Origin of the sequence: Herbaspirillum seropedicae (assembly GCF_001040945.1) — a bacterium.
Lineage (GTDB): Bacteria > Pseudomonadota > Gammaproteobacteria > Burkholderiales > Burkholderiaceae_D > Herbaspirillum > Herbaspirillum seropedicae.
Map to the genome: position 1 here is coordinate 666,427 of NZ_CP011930.1, position 17,817 is coordinate 684,243.

At 64.2% G+C, this 17,817-nt stretch carries 15 protein-coding genes; 12 read left to right on the forward strand and 3 right to left on the reverse strand.

Translation table 11 applies throughout. The features are described from left to right. Nucleotides 1-68: 68 nt before the first annotated feature. Nucleotides 69-803, reverse strand: a complete 735-nt coding sequence (locus ACP92_RS03050) for an HAD family hydrolase (protein ID WP_013232647.1) — start codon at nt 801-803, stop codon at nt 69-71. Between the two features lie 36 nt (nt 804-839). On the opposite strand from ACP92_RS03050, the gene ACP92_RS03055 reads away from it, so the two are divergent. From ACP92_RS03055 to dnaJ, 6 genes are all read left to right on the forward strand, one after another. After that, the gene (locus ACP92_RS03055; RefSeq protein WP_013232648.1) at nt 840-1,757 is read left to right on the forward strand and encodes an NAD kinase; all 918 of its coding nucleotides are present in this window, start codon (nt 840-842) and stop codon (nt 1,755-1,757) included. A 95-nt stretch (nt 1,758-1,852) separates the two neighbouring features. Further along, nucleotides 1,853-3,499 carry a DNA repair protein RecN gene (gene recN / locus ACP92_RS03060; RefSeq protein WP_013232649.1) on the forward strand — a complete coding sequence of 549 codons (1,647 nt, stop codon included), beginning with the start codon at nt 1,853-1,855 and terminating at the stop codon, nt 3,497-3,499. A 44-nt stretch (nt 3,500-3,543) separates the two neighbouring features. Beyond that, the gene (gene hemH, locus ACP92_RS03065) at nt 3,544-4,653 is read left to right on the forward strand and encodes a ferrochelatase (RefSeq protein ID WP_013232650.1); all 1,110 of its coding nucleotides are present in this window, start codon (nt 3,544-3,546) and stop codon (nt 4,651-4,653) included. Between the two features lie 553 nt (nt 4,654-5,206). Then, a complete protein-coding gene (gene grpE, locus ACP92_RS03070) occupies nt 5,207-5,776 on the forward strand; it encodes a nucleotide exchange factor GrpE (RefSeq protein WP_013232651.1) in 570 nt (189 codons plus the stop codon). A gap of 155 nt (nt 5,777-5,931) precedes the next feature. Beyond that, a complete protein-coding gene (dnaK, locus tag ACP92_RS03075) occupies nt 5,932-7,872 on the forward strand; it encodes a molecular chaperone DnaK (protein ID WP_013232652.1) in 1,941 nt (646 codons plus the stop codon). Between the two features lie 263 nt (nt 7,873-8,135). Beyond that, on the forward strand, nt 8,136-9,263 hold the full coding sequence (dnaJ, locus tag ACP92_RS03080) for a molecular chaperone DnaJ (RefSeq protein WP_013232653.1): 1,128 nt from the start codon (nt 8,136-8,138) through the stop codon (nt 9,261-9,263). Nucleotides 9,264-9,358: 95 nt separating this feature from the next. Here dnaJ and panB read toward each other — a convergent pair whose 3' ends face one another. After that, nucleotides 9,359-10,186 (reverse strand): 3-methyl-2-oxobutanoate hydroxymethyltransferase, encoded by an 828-nt coding sequence (gene panB, locus ACP92_RS03085; RefSeq protein ID WP_013232654.1) that lies wholly within the window; start codon nt 10,184-10,186, stop codon nt 9,359-9,361. A 7-nt stretch (nt 10,187-10,193) separates the two neighbouring features. Further along, nucleotides 10,194-10,835 carry a deoxynucleoside kinase gene (locus ACP92_RS03090; protein WP_013232655.1) on the reverse strand — a complete coding sequence of 214 codons (642 nt, stop codon included), beginning with the start codon at nt 10,833-10,835 and terminating at the stop codon, nt 10,194-10,196. Nucleotides 10,836-11,295: 460 nt separating this feature from the next. Here ACP92_RS03090 and ACP92_RS03095 point away from each other — a divergent pair, with 460 nt between their 5' ends. The 6 genes from ACP92_RS03095 (at nt 11,296) to ACP92_RS03120 (ending at nt 17,813) form a co-directional block, all read left to right on the forward strand. Continuing rightward, a complete protein-coding gene (locus tag ACP92_RS03095) occupies nt 11,296-12,381 on the forward strand; it encodes a chemotaxis protein (RefSeq protein WP_048348492.1) in 1,086 nt (361 codons plus the stop codon). Between the two features lie 9 nt (nt 12,382-12,390). After that, the gene (locus ACP92_RS03100) at nt 12,391-12,759 is read left to right on the forward strand and encodes a response regulator (protein WP_013232657.1); all 369 of its coding nucleotides are present in this window, start codon (nt 12,391-12,393) and stop codon (nt 12,757-12,759) included. A gap of 117 nt (nt 12,760-12,876) precedes the next feature. Continuing rightward, complete coding sequence (locus ACP92_RS03105; RefSeq protein ID WP_013232658.1) at nt 12,877-13,185, forward strand: STAS domain-containing protein; 309 nt, start codon at nt 12,877-12,879, stop codon at nt 13,183-13,185. Then, nucleotides 13,182-15,359, forward strand: a complete 2,178-nt coding sequence (locus ACP92_RS03110) for a chemotaxis protein CheA (RefSeq protein ID WP_013232659.1) — start codon at nt 13,182-13,184, stop codon at nt 15,357-15,359. The genes ACP92_RS03105 and ACP92_RS03110 overlap by 4 nt, the downstream gene beginning before the upstream one ends. Nucleotides 15,360-15,390: 31 nt before the next feature. Further along, nucleotides 15,391-17,178 carry a methyl-accepting chemotaxis protein gene (locus ACP92_RS03115; protein WP_013232660.1) on the forward strand — a complete coding sequence of 596 codons (1,788 nt, stop codon included), beginning with the start codon at nt 15,391-15,393 and terminating at the stop codon, nt 17,176-17,178. A 50-nt stretch (nt 17,179-17,228) separates the two neighbouring features. Further along, nucleotides 17,229-17,813 carry a chemotaxis protein CheW gene (locus ACP92_RS03120; protein WP_013232661.1) on the forward strand — a complete coding sequence of 195 codons (585 nt, stop codon included), beginning with the start codon at nt 17,229-17,231 and terminating at the stop codon, nt 17,811-17,813. Nucleotides 17,814-17,817 lie beyond the last annotated feature (4 nt).

Consider the following 17,817-nt stretch of genomic DNA (forward strand, 5'->3'; position numbering starts at 1 on the left):
GCATATTCTAGCGGCTTATTCTGCAAAAAGTGACGCCACCAGCGCCGATGGCCTGATTTGCCCCTTCGTCATGCCGCGGATTGCGCCTCCAGCCAGTCATGCAGCTCATGCAGGTCGCGGCAGACGGCGTCGGGCCGGATGTCCTCGGGCAGCACGCGCCCGAAGCGGTTCATCCAGACTGCCTTCAGACCCGCCTGCTGGGCGCCTTGCACGTCCAGCAAGGGATCGTCGCCGACATAGACGGTCGCGCCCGGCGCCACCTGCAGCGCTTCGCAGGCGGCATGGAAGATGGCCGGGTCGGGCTTGGCGCGGCCGAAGCGATGCGCGGCGATGGAGACCCCAAAATGGCCGGCCAGCCCGATGCGCTCCAGATCGGCAAAGCCGTTGGAGACCGAGCCCAGGGTGAGCTTGCCCTTCAGGCGCAGCAGGGCCGGCTCCACGTCGTCGAACAGCGCGACGGTGCTGCGCGCTTCAGAGAACAGGGCCATGGCCGGGTCGACCAGCGCCAGGTCCACGTCATGTTCACGGAAGACCTCCGAGAGCGCCGTATGGCGCAGCTTCCAGAGATTGATGCGGTAGGCGGGATCGGTCTGCATCAGCGCCATGCGGCGCTCGCGCAGGCTGGCGATGGTGTGGGCCGCCGCCACGGCGGGCGCATGCTGGCGCAGCCAGTCGTAGAGCAGGGTTTCGGCGCGCACCAGCACGGGTTCGATGGCCCATAGGGTATCGTCGAGGTCGAACAGGACCGCCTGGATGGGGGAGGCGGCCGGCGAGGCGGGCAGGGTGGAAGCGCTTGGTTTCATTACAATGTCATCTCAAATTATGGTCTAATCCGCAGCATGTGGCCCATCAAATTACCCGTTCAGGCAGCCGTACCCAAAACCGTCGCCATCGTCGGCAAGTTCCAGGCCGTCGGCATTGCGCAGATCTTGTCGGACATTGCCGTGTTCCTAGAGTCGCATGGCCACACCGTGGTATTCGAGGCGGAAACCGCCGAGAACGTCGCGCTGCAAGGCTATGACAGCCTGACCACCGAGCAGATCGGCCAGCATGCCGACGTGGCCATCGTGGTCGGCGGCGACGGCACCATGCTGGGCATCGCGCGCCAGCTGGCGCCCTACAATGTCCCGCTCATCGGCATCAACCAGGGTCGCCTGGGCTTCATTACCGATATCGCGCAAGACCGCATGATACCGGCTCTGGCCGATATGCTGGAGGGCAAGGTCGAGGCCGAGTCGCGTTCGCTGCTGGAAGCGCGGGTCTATCGCGAGGGCGGCGAGATCTTCCGCGCCCTGGCCTTGAACGACGTGGTGGTGGCGCGGGGCTCCACCTCCGGCATGGTCGAGCTGCGGGTGGAGGTCGATGGCCGTTTCATGTACAACCAGCGCTCCGATGGCCTCATCGTGGCCACGCCCACCGGCTCGACCGCCTACGCGCTCTCGGCGGGCGGGCCGATCCTGCATCCCAGCCTGCATGGCATCGTGATGGTGCCGATTTCGCCGCACTCGCTGTCGAACCGGCCGATCACGCTGTCGGATTCCTGCGAGATCGTCATCCAGGTCGTCTCCGGGCGCGAGGTCAGCGCCAACTTCGACATGCAGTCCTTGACCAGCGTGCTGCATGGCGACCGCATCGTGATCCGCCGCTCGGCGCACAAGATCACCTTCCTGCATCCCCAGGGCTGGAGCTATTTCGACACCCTGCGCGAGAAGCTGCACTGGAATGAATACCCGTCCATAGAAGGCCGATTACAATAAGCCGCAATACCGAGCCCCGAGCCCCGAGCCCGGCCAGCCCGCGCCGGCTCGCCCGAGAATACCGGCCCGTCCGTCCAACCCGCTGCGAGACCACCATGCTGCGTACCTTAACGATCCGCGACTTCGTGATTGTCGATGCCATCGAGCTCGAATTCGCGCGCGGATTTTCCGTCTTCACCGGCGAGACTGGCGCCGGCAAATCCATCCTCATCGATGCCCTGGCGCTGGCCCTGGGCGGACGGGGCGATCCCAGCGTGGTGCGCGAGGGCGCGGCCAAGGCGGACGTGAGCGCTGACTTCAGCGCGACCCCCGAGGTCCAGGCCTGGCTGGAAGAACACGAATTCGCCGACGAGCACGGTGGCGTGCTGCTGCGCCGGGTGATCGACAATGCCGGGCGCAGCAAGGCCTATATCAATGGCAGCGCCGCCACCGCCGCGCAGTTGCGCGAAGTCGGCGAGATGCTGGTCGATATCCACGGCCAGCATGCGCACCAGTCGCTGATGAAGGCCGACGCCCAGCGCCAGTTGCTGGACAGCCAGGCCGGCCTCCTGGAGCAGGCGCGCGAGGTAGCTGCGTCCTACAAGACCTGGCGTGCGCTGGCGCGCCAGCGCGAACAGTTCGAGCAGGATGCGCGCAATGTGCTGCTGGAGCGCGAGCGCCTGGAGTGGCAGGTGGCCGAGCTGCACAAGCTGGCGGTCAAGCCCGGCGAATGGGCCGAGATCAGCACCGAGCACAGCCGTCTCTCGCATGCCGCCGCGCTCATCAGCGGGGCGCAGGAAGCGCTGGGCGTGATCTCGGAATCGGAGTCGCCCATCCTCTCGCAGCTGTCCTCGATCACGCAGAAGCTCACCAAGCTGGTCGATGTCGATACCGCCCTGAAGCCTGTACTCGATGCCCTCGAGCCAGCGCAGATCCAGCTGCAGGAAGCGGTCTATGCCTTGAACGATTACCTGGGGCGGGTCGAACTCGATCCGGCGCGCCTGCAGGAAGTGGAAGAGCGCCTCGAAGCCATCCACTCCACCGCCCGCAAGTTCCACGTACAGCCTGATGAGCTGCCCGAGGAATACCGCAAGCTCTCCGAACAATTGAAGCAGCTGGCCGACGCCAGCGACCTCGACGCCCTGCGCGCGCAGGAAGACAAGCTCAGGCAAGCCTATCTCGCCCTGGCCCAGAAACTCTCCAAGGCGCGCGCCAAGGCCGCTGCTGCGCTGGGTGAGGCGGTGACGGCGGCGATGCAGGACCTGTCGATGGCGGGTGGGCGCTTTGAGATTGCCCTGAATGAAGTCGAACCGGCCGCCTACGGGCTGGAGCAGGTGGAATTCCTGGTCGCCGGCCACGCCGGCGTGGCCCCGCGGGCCCTGGCCAAGGTGGCGTCCGGCGGCGAACTGGCGCGTATCTCGCTGGCCATTTCGGTGATCGCCTCGGCCGCTACCAGCATTCCCACCCTGATCTTCGACGAAGTCGACAGCGGCATCGGCGGCGCCGTGGCCGAGGTGGTCGGACGCTTGTTGAAGCGCCTGGGCCAGGATCGCCAGGTGCTGTGCGTGACCCACCTGCCGCAGGTGGCCAGCCAGGCCAACCAGCACTACCAGGTCAAGAAGCGCAGCGAGGGCGGCAAGACCCTGTCCGATATCGACGGGCTCGACGCCAAGGCGCGCGTGGAAGAAATCGCCCGCATGCTGGGCGGCCTGGAAATCACCGCCACCACGCGCAAGCACGCCCGCGAGCTGCTGGCCTCCTGAGCTGCGCGTCGGTCTCCCTTACAAGAACACCAACAGAATCGACCATGGCCTTTCGCACCGAACCGAAGCATACCCACGGCAGTTCCGCCTCCACCGCCATCGTGCTGGTCAACCTGGGCACTCCCGACGCGCCCAATGCGCCTGCCCTGCGGCGCTACCTCGGGCAGTTCCTGTCGGACCCGCGCGTGGTCGAGATACCGCGCGCCGTCTGGTGGTTCATCCTCAATGGCGTCATCCTGCCGTTCCGGTCTTCCAAGTCCGCCGAGAAGTACGCCAGCATCTGGACCGAGCAAGGCTCGCCCCTGCGCGTGCATACCGAGCGCCAGGCCGCTGCCCTCGGTGCGCAGCTGGCCGCGCGCGGCCATCACCAGCTGCAGGTGGTGCATGCGATGCGTTATGGATCGCCATCGCTGCCGCAGGTGCTGGACCAGCTCAAGCAGCAGGGCTGCACCCGCATCCTGGTGCTGCCCGCCTATCCCCAGTATTCCGGGACGACCACGGCATCGATCTTCGACGCGGTCTTCGATCATTACCGCAAGGTGCGCAACATTCCCGAGCTGCGCCTGATCCGCAATTACCATGACCAGGATGGCTACATCCAGGCGCTGCGCCAGTCGGTGCTGGATCACTGGGAAGTCAACGGGCGGCCCGACAAGCTGGTCATGAGTTTCCACGGCGTGCCCAAGCGCACCCTGGAACTGGGCGATCCCTATCATTGCGAGTGCTACAAGACGGCGCGGCTGCTGGCGCAATCGCTGGGCCTGAACGATGAGCAATACCTGGTCACCTTCCAGTCGCGCTTCGGCAAGGCCGAATGGCTGCAGCCCTACACCGCGCCCACCGTACAGGCGCTGGGGCGGCAAGGCGTGCGCCGCATCGACGTGATGTGTCCGGGCTTTACCAGCGACTGCCTGGAAACCCTGGAAGAGATTGCGATGGAGGTCAAGGATGAGTTCCTGCATGCCGGCGGCAAGGAATTCCACTTCATCCCCTGCCTGAACGAGTCCCCGGCCTGGATTGCCGGCATGGTCGAGATCGTCGAACAGCACCTGGCCGGCTGGCCGACCATGAGCAATGCCGCCGCCCGCGAGCAGATGGCGCAAGACGCCGCCATTTCGGCAGAGCGCGCCAAGGCGCTGGGTGCGCCTCAATAATTTTCCCGGTGGAAATGAAGGGCGCGGCCGGAATTGCCGGCCCGCTCCTACTGGCCTGCTAAAATAGCAGGCTAGTTCCTTTTGCTTGGCGTTTTGGCAATGTAGCCGATCCCAGTGGCAACTATTCTTGCCTTGAAGTAATCAGCAGCCCCGCTGGTCAGAGCGTGAACTCGCCGACCAGATGGGTATAGCTGATCCAGGCTGTGGCCAGCAGGCTGTAGAGGGCGACCAGGAGGGTGGCTGCAAGCAGGGGCAGTTTCATGATGACACCTTGTTGGCGCGACAAGAGTGAAGAAAAAGAGGCAAACGGGGAAGCGGGCCCACGGCCGGGCTTGAATTCATATTAGGTTGAGCTCGTATTAACTTGTAGCTCAGCTCGGTAATTTCTGTAAGCGCGCGTGACATTTTTATTCTCGCATCGGCAGGAATAGGCAAAAAGCCCTTGAAAAACTAGGGACATGCCTTACTTGAGCCGCATCCCGTGGTCGGGTGGCGTGCTGCAAGCGCCTGCCGCACGTACGTAACCTATTGATTTGTTGGAGGTAATTCAGGAATGCAAGACATGGAAAAACAGGAAGCCCAATCCGTCCAGCAAGACAACCAGGCTGCTGACGCCGCCGCTGCCACCGCAGCCGAGCAGGCTGCACCGGCTGCTGCCGCCGAGCCGACCCTGGAAGACAAGCTGGCCGCCGCCGAAGCCAAGGCTGCCGAGCTGCAGGACGCCTTCCTGCGCGCCCGTGCCGAAGGCGAGAACATCCGCCGCCGTGCTCAGGAAGACATCGCCAAGGCCCATAAGTTCGCTATCGAAGGCTTTGCCGAGTCGCTCTTGGCCGTCAAGGACAGCCTGGAAATGGCCCTGAAGATCGAAAACGCTTCCCTGGAATCGCTCAAGGAAGGCGTGGACATGACCTTGAAGCAACTCTCCTCGGCCTTTGAGAAGAACAAGCTGCAAGAGGTCAACCCGCAGGCCGGTGACAAGCTGGACCCCATGAAGCACCAGGCCGTCTCGGCCGTGCCGGCCGAGCAGGAAGCCAATACCGTGGTGGCCGTGCTGCAAAAAGGCTATATGATTTCCGAGCGCCTGCTGCGTCCGGCGCTGGTGACGGTCGCCCAGGGAAAGTAAGCGGACCGGCGCCGGGAGGGGAACAAGGGAAAAGGCATCATTTTTGCTTATTCCGGTGGTTCCGGCGCTTGAAAGTCCATCTTTCCTCCACATATTAAAACCATTCAAAACTACTGTAGCCCGGCATCCAGGGCTGAAAGATCGAAGGAAAAATCATGGGAAAAATCATTGGCATTGACCTGGGCACCACCAACTCTTGCGTTGCCGTCATGGAAGGCAACCAGCCCAAGGTGATCGAGAACTCCGAAGGCGCGCGTACCACGCCTTCCATCATCGCCTATCAGGAAGACGGCGAGATTCTGGTCGGCGCACCCGCCAAGCGCCAGGCCGTCACCAACCCCAAGAACACCATCTACGCCGCCAAGCGTCTGATCGGTCGCAAGTTCACCGAGAAGGAAGTGCAGAAGGACATCAACCTGATGCCCTACCAGATCGTGGCCGCCGACAACGGCGACGCCTGGATCGGCGTGCGCGACAAGAAGCTGGCGCCGCCGCAGATCTCGGCAGAAGTGCTGCGCAAGATGAAGAAGACCGCCGAGGACTACCTGGGCGAAGAAGTCACCGAAGCCGTCATCACGGTGCCGGCCTACTTCAACGACGCCCAGCGCCAGGCCACCAAGGACGCTGGCCGCATCGCCGGTCTGGACGTCAAGCGCATCATCAACGAGCCGACCGCAGCTGCACTGGCCTTCGGCCTGGACAAGGCGGAAAAGGGTGACCGCAAGATCGCCGTGTATGACCTCGGCGGCGGCACCTTCGACGTGTCCATCATCGAAATCGCCGATGTCGATGGCGAAAAGCAGTTCGAAGTGCTCTCCACCAACGGTGACACCTTCCTGGGTGGCGAAGACTTCGACCAGCGCCTGATCGACTACATCATCGACGAGTTCAAGAAGATCAACGGCCTGGACCTGTCCAAGGACGCCATCGCCCTGCAGCGCATCAAGGCCTCGGCCGAGCGCGCCAAGATCGAGCTGTCGTCCTCGCAACAGACCGAGATCAACGAGCCCTACATCGCCATGGCCAATGGCGCGCCGGTCCACCTGAACCTGAAGATCACCCGCGCCAAGCTGGAATCGCTGGTCGAGGAACTGATCGCCAAGACCATCGAGCCCTGCCGCACCGCCATCAAGGATGCCGGCGTGAAGGTCTCCGACATCGACGACGTGATCCTGGTCGGCGGCATGACCCGCATGCCCAAGGTCATCGAGAAGGTCAAGGAATTCTTCGGCAAGGATCCGCGCCGTGACGTCAACCCTGACGAAGCCGTCGCCGTGGGCGCCGCCATCCAGGGTTCGGTCCTCTCGGGCGACCGCAAGGACGTGCTGCTGCTGGACGTGACCCCGCTGTCGCTGGGTATCGAAACCATGGGCGGCGTCATGACCAAGATGATCAAGAAGAACACCACCATCCCGACCAAGTTCAGCCAGGTGTTCTCCACCGCCGACGACAACCAGCCGGCCGTGACCATCAAGGTCTACCAGGGCGAGCGTGAAATGGCCGTGGGCAACAAGGCCCTGGGCGAATTCAACCTGGAAGGCATCCCGCCGGCGCCGCGCGGCACCCCGCAGATCGAAGTGACCTTCGACATCGACGCCAACGGCATCCTGCACGTGGGCGCCAAGGACAAGGCCACCGGCAAGGAAAACAAGATCACCATCAAGGCCAACTCCGGCCTGAATGAGGAAGAGATCGAAAAGATGGTGCGCGACGCCGAAGCCAACGCCGAGGAAGACAAGCGCCTGAAGGAACTGGCCGAGACCCGTAACCAGGGCGATGCGCTGGTACACTCGACCAAGAAGGCGCTGGGCGAATACGGCGACAAGCTGGAAGCCGGTGAGAAGGACGTCATCGAAGCCGCCATCAAGAACCTGGAAGAAGCGTTGAAGGGTGACGACAAGGCCGCCATCGACGCCAAGACCGAGGCGCTGTCGACCGCCGCCCAGAAGCTGGGCGAGAAGATGTACGCCGACCAGCAGGCGCAAGCCGCTGCCGCCGGTGGCGCCGCCGGCGCCGCAGGCGCCCAGGCTGGTGCTGCCGGTGCTGCGCCCAAGGACGACAACGTGGTCGACGCCGACTTCAAGGAAGTGAAGTAATCCGGGTCTGAACCTCGTTTCATCTGAGGTCTACACTCGCGCCCGGGTGCGGATTTTCCGCAGCCCGGGCGGATTTTTAGGAACGAGCTCCAGAAGCATCCACCCGGCCGGGTTGTCTTTTCGGCCAGGCCGGTACGCCGAGTCCGCAGTCAAAAGCTGAACTCGGCTTTTTCACATTGTTGGTTTCCGGTCGTGCTTGCGCGGCCGCAGATGCAGGCCATCGCAGCAGCGACGGAACACAATAACAAGGTGGGTTATACAACATGGCAAAACGTGATTTTTACGAAGTGCTCGGACTGGCGAAGAACGCCAGCGACGACGAGATCAAGAAGGCTTATCGCAAGCTGGCGATGAAGTACCATCCTGACCGCAACCCCGACAGCAAGGGCGCGGAAGACAAGTTCAAGGAGGTCAAGGAAGCCTACGAGATGCTGTCGGACCCGCAGAAGCGCGAGGCCTACGACCGCTACGGCCATGCCGGCGTCGATCCCAACATGGGAGCAGGCGGCGGTGCGGGCGCAGGCGGCTTTGCCGATGCCTTCGGCGACATCTTCGGCGACATCTTTGGCGGCGGCGGAGGCCGCGGTCGCAGTGCCGGTCCGCAGGTCTATCGCGGCGCCGACCTGCGCTACAACCTGGAGATCACGCTGGAGCAGGCCGCCCACGGCTTCGACACCACCATCCGCGTGCCGTCCTGGGACCAGTGCGATACCTGCCACGGCAGCGGCGCCAAGCCCGGCACTTCGCCGGTCACTTGCACCACCTGCGGCGGTCATGGCCAGGTGCGCATGCAGCAGGGCTTCTTCAGCATCCAGCAGACCTGCCCGAAGTGCCACGGCAGCGGCAAGATCATTCCGGAACCCTGCCCTACCTGCGCCGGCGCTGGCCGCATCAAGCGCAACAAGACGCTGGAGGTGAAGATTCCCGAAGGCATCGACGATGGCATGCGCATCCGCTCCTCCGGCAACGGCGAGCCGGGCGTCAACGGCGGTCCTCCGGGCGACCTGTATGTGGAAATCCACATCAAGCCGCACGACGTCTTCCAGCGCGATGGCGACGACCTGCATTGCGAAATGCCGATCTCCTTCGCCAAGGCCGCGCTGGGCGGCGAGATCGAAGCCCCCACGCTCAACGGCAAGGCTTCCTTCTCGATTCCCGAAGGCACCCAGAGCGGCAAGACCTTCCGTCTGCGCGGCAAGGGCATCAAGGGAGTGCGGTCCGGTTATCCGGGCGACCTGTTCTGCCACGTCGTGGTGGAAACTCCGGTCAAGCTGACCGAACGCCAGAAGGAACTGCTGCGCGAGTTCGAGCAGCTCACCACCGAAGGCGGCGCCAAGCACAGCCCGCAGACCAAGACCTGGAAGGACAAGGTCAAGGAATTCTTCGAGTAAGCCGCAGTTTCAACTTCAGCTTCAGCTGCAGCAACAAAGCAAAAGGCCAGCGACATCGCTGGCCTTTTTCTTGTCCACAGCCTGACTGCGAACAATCAGAAGCAATGCTCCTGCGCCGGGAAGCTGCCGTCCTTGACCGCAGCCACATAGCGGCGCACCGCCTCCTCGATGCCGCTGGCCCCGTCCATGAAGTTGCGCACGAAGCGGCTCTTGTGGCCGGGGAAGACACCCAGCATGTCATGCATCACCAGCACCTGGCCCGAGCAATCAGGGCCGGCGCCAATGCCGATGGTAGGAATGCTCAGGCGGTCGGTCACTTCCTTGCCCAGCGTGGCGGGCACCGCTTCGATCACCACCAGCGAGGCGCCCGCCTGTTGCACGGCCAGCGCATCGGCATGCAATTGGGTCGCGCCATCGCTGGTCTTGCCCTGGACCTTGAAGCCGCCCAGCTGGTGCACCGATTGCGGCGTCAAGCCGATGTGGGCGCACACCGGGATGCCGCGCTCAGTGAGGAACTTGATGGTATCGGCCAGCCAGACGCCCCCTTCGAGCTTGATCATCTGCGCGCCGGCCTGCATCAGCAGGGCGGCATTGCGGAAGGCTTCTTCGCGGGTCGGATAGGTGCCGAAGGGCAGGTCGGCGATGATCAGCATGGTGCGCGTGCCGCGCGCCACCGCCGCCGTGTGGTAGGCCACATCCTGGATCGTCACCGGCAGGGTCGAATCATGGCCCTGGCAGACCATGCCCAGCGAGTCGCCGATCAAGACCGTGTCCAGCCCGGCGCGCTCCATGAGCGTAGCAAAGCTGGCGTCATAACAGGTCAGCATGCTGATCTTGTCGCCCTTGGCGCGCATGGCCTGCAGGGTGTGGGTGGTCACCGGCTTGGCGCGTGCGGCGCCCGATTCCTGAAGATAGCCTGCCATGAAGAATTCAACCTCCGTGATTGAGAAAGGCGCGCTTGCCGTGCATCTGCTGGATGTGCTGCAGCAGGATGGCCAGATCGGCGTCGTTGTGGGCCGGATCCAGATGCTCGGTGTTGACGGTCAGCACCGGCGCGTCTTCGTAGTGATAGAAAAAATGACTGTAGCATTCCGACAGCCGTTGCAGGTAATCCAGCGAGATGGCCTGCTCCATGGCGATGCCGCGTGCGCCGATGCGGGCCTGCAAGACCTCCGGCGGCGCCTGCAGGTGGATCACCAGGTCCGGAATGCGCACCTGCGGCTGCAACTGGCGATGCAGGGCGTCGTAGAGCGCCAGTTCGTCGCCGGCCAGGGTCAGCTGGGCGAACAGGATGTTCTTTTCCAGCATGAAGTCGGCGATGAAACGGCCCTCGGCCAGCGCCGGATCCAGTGGCGCCTGCAACTGCCCCATGCGTTGCAGCAGGAAGAAAGCCTGGGTCTGGAAGGCATGCCGCGCCGCATCCCGGTAGAACTCGGCCAGGAAGGGATTGCCCTCCGGCTGTTCCAGCAAGGCTTGCGCTCCCCACAACGTCGCCAGGCGCGTGGCCAGTGAGGTCTTGCCCGCCCCGATGGGGCCGTCGATTGCAATGTAGCGGTAGCTTTCCAGTTCCATGGTGTCTTTCCCCCGGGCGCGCCGGGTGCGGCATTGTAGTTGATTTCATCCTCTGCGGCGCTGCACTGCCCCAGGGAGATGTTTGTTCTCTGATAACGCACCCATGGTCGATGTCGCCATGAACCACAACTCAGGCGTAAACCGGCCCCTATTCCTCGCAAGGACTGCTGCGGGCTAGCCGCACAATAAGCTGTCCACAGGTGCGCTTGCACGATAGACCGGCAGCGCCCGCCTTTAGTGCCAGGGGCAGCCTGCACCAACCGGTCCATTCGGACTGGTCAGATGAAAATCAGTGTGAATATTTTTCCTGTTGCCAAAAGATCAGCGCAGAGATGCCGTAAACACCCTGACGAAGGCCTGACAGATTGACTGACGCAATGAAAAACGCCGACGGCGGGCAACGGGCAGGCCAATCCGCCCGCCGGCCATGACTGATGATGACGACCTTGGGATAGTGGCTGTGAAATCGCTTCGCAATATCTTGCCGGCGCTGTGCCTGGTGAACCTGTTGTTGTTCATGATGCTGGCGCAGCACTGGTGGCTGGGTGCGCTGGTGGGCTTGCTCATCGGCGGCGCGTTCTACCTGACCTGCCTGCCGGCCCCGCCGCCGCCAGCCCAGGCCAGCGCAGTCGCGCCAGCACTGCCAGCGCCGCCGGCGGCCGCCGCCGCGCAGGACGATGCCGGCCAGCAACTCGACGGCCTGCTGCGCGAGGTGCTGCCGGTCTGGCAGGGCAATGTGCAATTGGCGCGGGCGCAGACGCAATCGGCCATCGATAGCCTGACCGCGCGTTTCGTCGGCATCCACGAACGGCTGGAGGGGACGCTCGACCCGGCCCGTCACGGCGCGGGCGGCGAAATCCTGCAGACCGTCCAGCATGCGGCCGACCAGTTGGGCGGCATCGCCACGGCGCTGGAAGGCATGCTCAGCTCACGCCAGGCGCTGGCCAGCCGCCTGGATACGCTCTTGGCCGCCAACGACGAGATCCGTCGCCTGGCCCAGCAGAACGAGCAACTGGCCGGGCAGACCGGCGTGACCGATCTCCTGAGCAGTGAGCAGAGCTGGCAGGAGCTGGCCGAGCGTTCTGCCGAAAACAGCCGCCAGATCGCCGCCCGCGCCAAGAGCGCGCGCCAGCAGATCCAGGCGGTGCTGGGCGCGTCCGGCGAGGCTCCTGCCGGTGAGGGCGAGATCGTGGAACAATCGCGCGCCGTGATCGACCAGGTCATCGCTGATTTCCGCCAGTCGGCCATGAAACTGTCCAGCACCGTAGAGCAACTGGAAGACGAAAGCCGTGAAGTGGACCGCGAAGTCTGCGACATCCTGGTCCATCTGCAATTCCAGGATCGCATCAGCCAGATTCTTGACCATGTGCAGCACGACATCGCACGTCTGCGTGCAGCGGCGGCAGAGGACGCGCCGGCGGCATTGCCCAGTGCGCAGCAATGGCTGGCCGATCTCGAAAAGACCTATACCACCCAGGAACAGCGCCAGGTCCATGCCGGCCAGCAAGGCGGCGCAGCGACGGCTTCGCAAGTGGATTTCTTCTGAGGACGGGCGATGGAAAAAAACATACTGATCGTCGATGACTCTTTCAGCCTGCGCCAGACCATCTCGGCGGCCTTGAAGAGCGCCGGCTATCACGTCGAGGAAGCCGCCGACGGCAAGCAGGCCCTGGCCCACCTGGATGGCCGCAAGTTCAACCTGGTCATTTCGGACCTGAACATGCCTCATCTGGACGGCCTGTCCTTCGTGCGCGAGATGAAGCAGATGCCGGCCTACAAATTCACGCCGGTCATCATGCTCACCACCGAAAGCAGCGAGGCCCGCAAGCAGGAGGGCAAGGCCGCTGGCATCCGCGCCTGGGTGCACAAGCCCTTCCAGCCGCCAGTGCTGCTCGACGCGGTGGCCAAGCTGATCTTGCCCTGAACGCGTCAGCGCGGCGCAAGGCCTGTCCGATACAGTGCAGCAATACAGAGCAATACAGAGCAATACAGTTGAGCAATACAGAGCAACACAGAACGAGAGAAAGCCGAGAAGCACAACATGCCAGTGACCCTCACCGTGCAAGAGGACAAGCTGCTGCTCCAGGTGAGCGGCGGCCTGACCATTTTCCAGGCCGCCGAGCGCAAGCCCGAGCTGCTGCACGTGCTCACGCTGGCGCAGCCGCAGGTGCAACTGGACCTGGCCGGCGTGGACGAGATCGACACCGCCGGCATACAGCTGCTGTTGCTGCTGCGACGCGAACTGCGCGCACAGGGGCGCAGCCTGGACATCGTCGGCGCGAGCCCGGCCTTGCTGGTCGCCTTCGACCTGTTGCAGTTGCATGAGCGTTTCGGCATGGAGGCCGCATGAGCAAGGACTCCGCCCGCCACGCCATGGTGCAGGAAGCCCGCGAATTGCTGGTGGCCATGGAGGCGGCCCTGTTGCAGACCGAAATGGAAGGCCCCAGCCGCGACAGCATCCACGCCATCTTCCGCGCCGCGCATACCATCAAGGGCTCGGCCGGCCTGTTCGCCTTCGACAGCATCGTCCAGTTCACCCACCATCTCGAACACGTGCTGGAGCGGGTGCGCGAGGAGAGGCTGGCGCTGGATAGCCATCTGATGTCGCTGCTGCTGCAGTGTAGCGATTACATCGGCGAACTGGTCGACGCCATCGAGCGCGGCCAGGAGGCCGAAGAACCCAATGCCGAGCGGCGCGCCGCCTTGCTGGCCGAACTCGATGCAGTCGCCGCCTTTTCGGTGGACCACGGGCCCGCCTCTGTACCTGTACCGCTGGCGGCCCTGCGCGGCGCCGCCGGCAGCGAGAGCGCAACAGCCGATCAGGCCGCCACCCGCGTCCCGTATTGGCATCTCTCGCTGCAATTGAACGAGAACGTGCTGCGCGATGGGCTCGATCCCTTGTCCTTCCTGCACTACCTGCGTTCGCTGGGGCGCATCGTGGCGCTGGTCACGGTCGAATCGGCCATTCCCGAGGCGGCGGCGATGGATGCCGAGAGTTGCTACCTGGGCATGGAAGTCTGCCTGGCCTCGGACTCCACGCTGCAGACGCTGGAAAATGTATTCGAGTTCGTGCGTGATGACAGTCGCATCGACATCCTGCCGCCGCGCGCGCCGCTGTCGGCCTACGCCGAGCGCCTGGCGCGTCTGGCCCCGCAGGACGCCGCCCGCTTGGCCGCCGCATGGCGCGGCCTGGCGCTGTTCGACCAGACACAGTGGCAGAGCCTGGAGGCCGCCAGCGCCACGCCGTCGGACGCCCTGGCTGCAGCCGTGGAACCCATGGCGGCAGAGGGCGTGCTGCAACGGCCGCGTGCGCTGGACGAGCGTCGCGCCCAGGAACAGAAATTCATCAAGATCGAAGTCTCCAAGCTCGACCAGCTCATCGACCTGGTCGGCGAGCTGGTCATCGCCGGCGCCAGCGCGCGGCTGATCGCGCGTCGTCGCAAGGACAGCCAGTTCGAGGAAGCCACCCAGGCCATCGATACCCTGATGGAGCAGATCCGCGACGCCGCGCTGACCTTGCGGATGGTGCAGATCAACGAAGTGTTCCAGCGTTTCCCGCGCATCGTGCGCGACATCGCGCGCGACCTCGGCAAGGACATCGACCTGGTCATGACCGGCTCGGACACCGAACTGGACAAGTCCATGGTGGAACGCCTGGCCGACCCGCTCATGCACATCGTGCGCAACGCCATCGACCATGGCATCGAGCCGGCGGCCGAGCGCCTTGCCGCCGGCAAGCCGGCCAAGGCCAGCCTGCAGCTCAACGCCATCCATGAATCGGGCAGCGTGGTCATCGAAGTCATGGACGATGGCCGCGGCATGGACCGCGAGGCCATCCTGGCCAAGGCGGTGGCGCAGGGGCTGGCCAGTCCCGATGCCGAACTGAGCGATGCCGAGATCTACCGCTTCGTCTTCGAGCCCGGTTTTTCCACCGCCCGGCAGGTGACCGAACTGTCGGGGCGTGGCGTGGGCATGGATGTGGTCAGGCGCAATATCGAAGCGCTGCATGGCGAAGTGAGCATCGATACCGGACGCGGGCGCGGCACTGTGGTGCGCCTGCGGTTGCCGCTGACGCTGGCCATCATTTCCGGTTTCCAGGTGGTGGTGGGCAATGCGGTGTTCGTCATTCCGCTGGACATGGTGGTGGAATGCATCGACATGCCGCCGCAGCAGCCGGGCAGCCATATCGTGAACGTGCGCGATGAGCCCTTGCCCTTCGTGCCGCTGCGCGAACTGTTCGACCTGCCGGCGCGCGAGCGCGGGCGCAACAGCCTGGTCATCGTCCAGTACGGACCACTGCGCGCGGGCCTGCTGGTCGACGGCCTGCTGGGCGAGTGCCAGGCGGTGATCAAGCCGCTGGGGCGGCTGTTCGGCAAGGTCAAGGGATTGTCGGGATCGACCATCCTGGGCGATGGTCGGGTGGCGCTGATCCTGGACATCGCCCATCTGGTCCATCACACCCAGCAGCAGGAACAAGGCAGTGCGCAGGCCTATGCCGAACGCGGCGTGGCCTCCGCACCATGACAGGCACAAGCCAGAACAAGGGGACGCGAGCATGCGAGAAACAATGACCCACAGGATGAGCATCAAGCAGCTCTTCATCTGGCTGGCCCTGGTGCTGTCCATCCTGGTGGCGGTGGTGGTCAGCCTGACCGGCGCACTCAAGGACGCCAACCTGGAGCTGGAACGGGCGCACCAGTCGCGTTACGACTCCACGGCGCTGGCCAATGAACTGCGTCGCACCGCCGAGGACATGACCAAGTTCGCGCGCGCCTACGTGACCACGGGCGATCCGAATGACGAGGATCGTTACTACATGATCATGGATATCCGCAACGGCAAGCGCGCGCGGCCTTCCAACTATGACCGCTTCAACTGGGACCTGGTCAACGCCCGCAAGCTGGCCCTGGACCCCGGCGCGCCGGGGGTGCCGCTGGGCGAGCTGATGAAGCGCGCCGGCTTCACCGACGAAGAACTGGCCAAGATGCAGGAAGCCCTGAAGCTGGGCGACCAGCTGGCCAAGATCGAGATCACGGCCTTTCATGCGGTCAAGGGTGAGTTCGATGACGGCGAAGGCAAGTACACCGTCATCGGCGCGCCCAACCAGGCCATGGCCCAGGAACTGGTGTTCGACCAGACCTACCGCACGCTGTTCGGCAAGCTGATGAGTCCGGTCAACGATTTCCTGCGCTTGGTGGACGAACGCACCCAGGCCAACGTGCGGCAGGCCGGCAAGGACTACGCCGAGCTGGAACAGAAGATCTTCTGGCTGCTGGCTGCCTCGGTGGTGGTGCTGTTTGCCTGCCTGTGGCTGTCCTATCGCATCATCCGCTCTCAGATCGGCGGCGAGCCACGCGACGCCATGAGCGTGCTGCGCCGCGTGGCCGAGGGCGATCTCACCGTGGTGGTACCGCTGCCCAAGGGTGACAAGCTCAGCGTGCTCTACAGCACCCAGCAGATGATCAACAAGTGGACCGATGTCATCGGCGATGTCAGCGGCACGGCCACCTCACTGGCCTCGGCCTCGGAACAGATCTCCTCCTCCTCGCAGGCGCTCTCGCACAATGCCGCGCAGCAGGCCGCCAACGTCGAAGAGACCAGCGCCTCGGTGGAAGAGATCACCGCCACCATCGCCCAGAATGCCGACAACGCCCGCACCACCGATGGCATCGCCAGCCTGTCGGCCAGCGCCGCTACCGAAGGCGGGGAAGCGGTGCGCGAGACGGTCGCGGCGATGAAGCAGATCGCCAGCAAGATCGGCATCATCGATGACATTGCCTACCAGACCAATCTGCTGGCCCTGAACGCGGCCATCGAGGCAGCGCGCGCCGGTGAGCACGGCAAGGGCTTTGCGGTGGTCGCCGCCGAAGTGCGCAAGCTGGCCGAACGCTCCCAGAGCGCCGCCCAGGAAATCATCGCGGTGGCCGAGACCAGCGTGGGCCTGGCCGAGAAGGCCGGCGGCCTGTTGAACCAGATGGTCCCGTCGATCCGCAAGACCGCTGACCTGGTGCAGGAGATCGCTGCCGCCTCGCACGAACAATCGACCGGCTTGGAGCAGATCAACAATGCCGTGCACCAGATGGCGCAGACTACCCAGATGACGGCCTCGGCCTCGGAAGAGCTGTCGGCCACTTCGGAAGAGATGAGCGCCCAGGCCATCCATCTGCAAGACCTGATGCGTTTCTTCCAGGTCGGCGAGCCGCGCAAGAACGCCCCGCGCGCCAGCAAGGCGGTGCCGCTGCCGCCCTCGGGCGGCAAGTCCGACAGCGTGCGGCGCCTGTCCATGCTCGATGCGCCCGAGGATGAGCGCGGTGTCGATGAATCGTCTTTCAAGCGCTTCTGAGGAGAGCCATCCAGTGAAGAGCCCAACCGGACCAGCAAGGAGAGCAGGCCATGCCTAGCGTGTCCCTGAACGGCGAGAGCAAGCGCCGCCGCGCACAGGAAGAGGTGGTCGAGAGCCGCCAGTTCCTCACCTTCCTGGTGGGAACCGAGAGCTTCGCCATGCCCATTGCCAGCATCCGCGAGATCATCGAGTTTTCCGGCCTGACCGAGGTGCCGCTGATGCCCGCCTTCCTGCGCGGCGTGATCAACCTGCGCGGTTCGGTGGTGCCGGTGATCGACTTGTCGGTGCGCTTCGGGCGTGCTCCCACCGTGGTAGCCAAGCGGACCTGCATCATCATCATGGAGCTGCAGCAGGATGAGCAGCAATTGCTGCTGGGCGTGATGGTGGATGCGGTCAGTGCGGTGCTGAGCATCGGCGTGGACCAGATCGAACCGCGTCCCTCCTTCGGGGCGGGCATCCGCGCTGACTTCGTCGATGCCATGATCAATGTCAACGAGCGCTTCCTGGTAGTGCTGGATGTGCCACGGGTGTTGTCGGTGGATGAACTGGCCAGTCTCCTGGGCATGAGCGCCGAGGATGCACTCGGTGGCGGGCCTGAAGCCATCGGCAGCATCAGCGGTGCGGCGCAGGAGTAGCGGT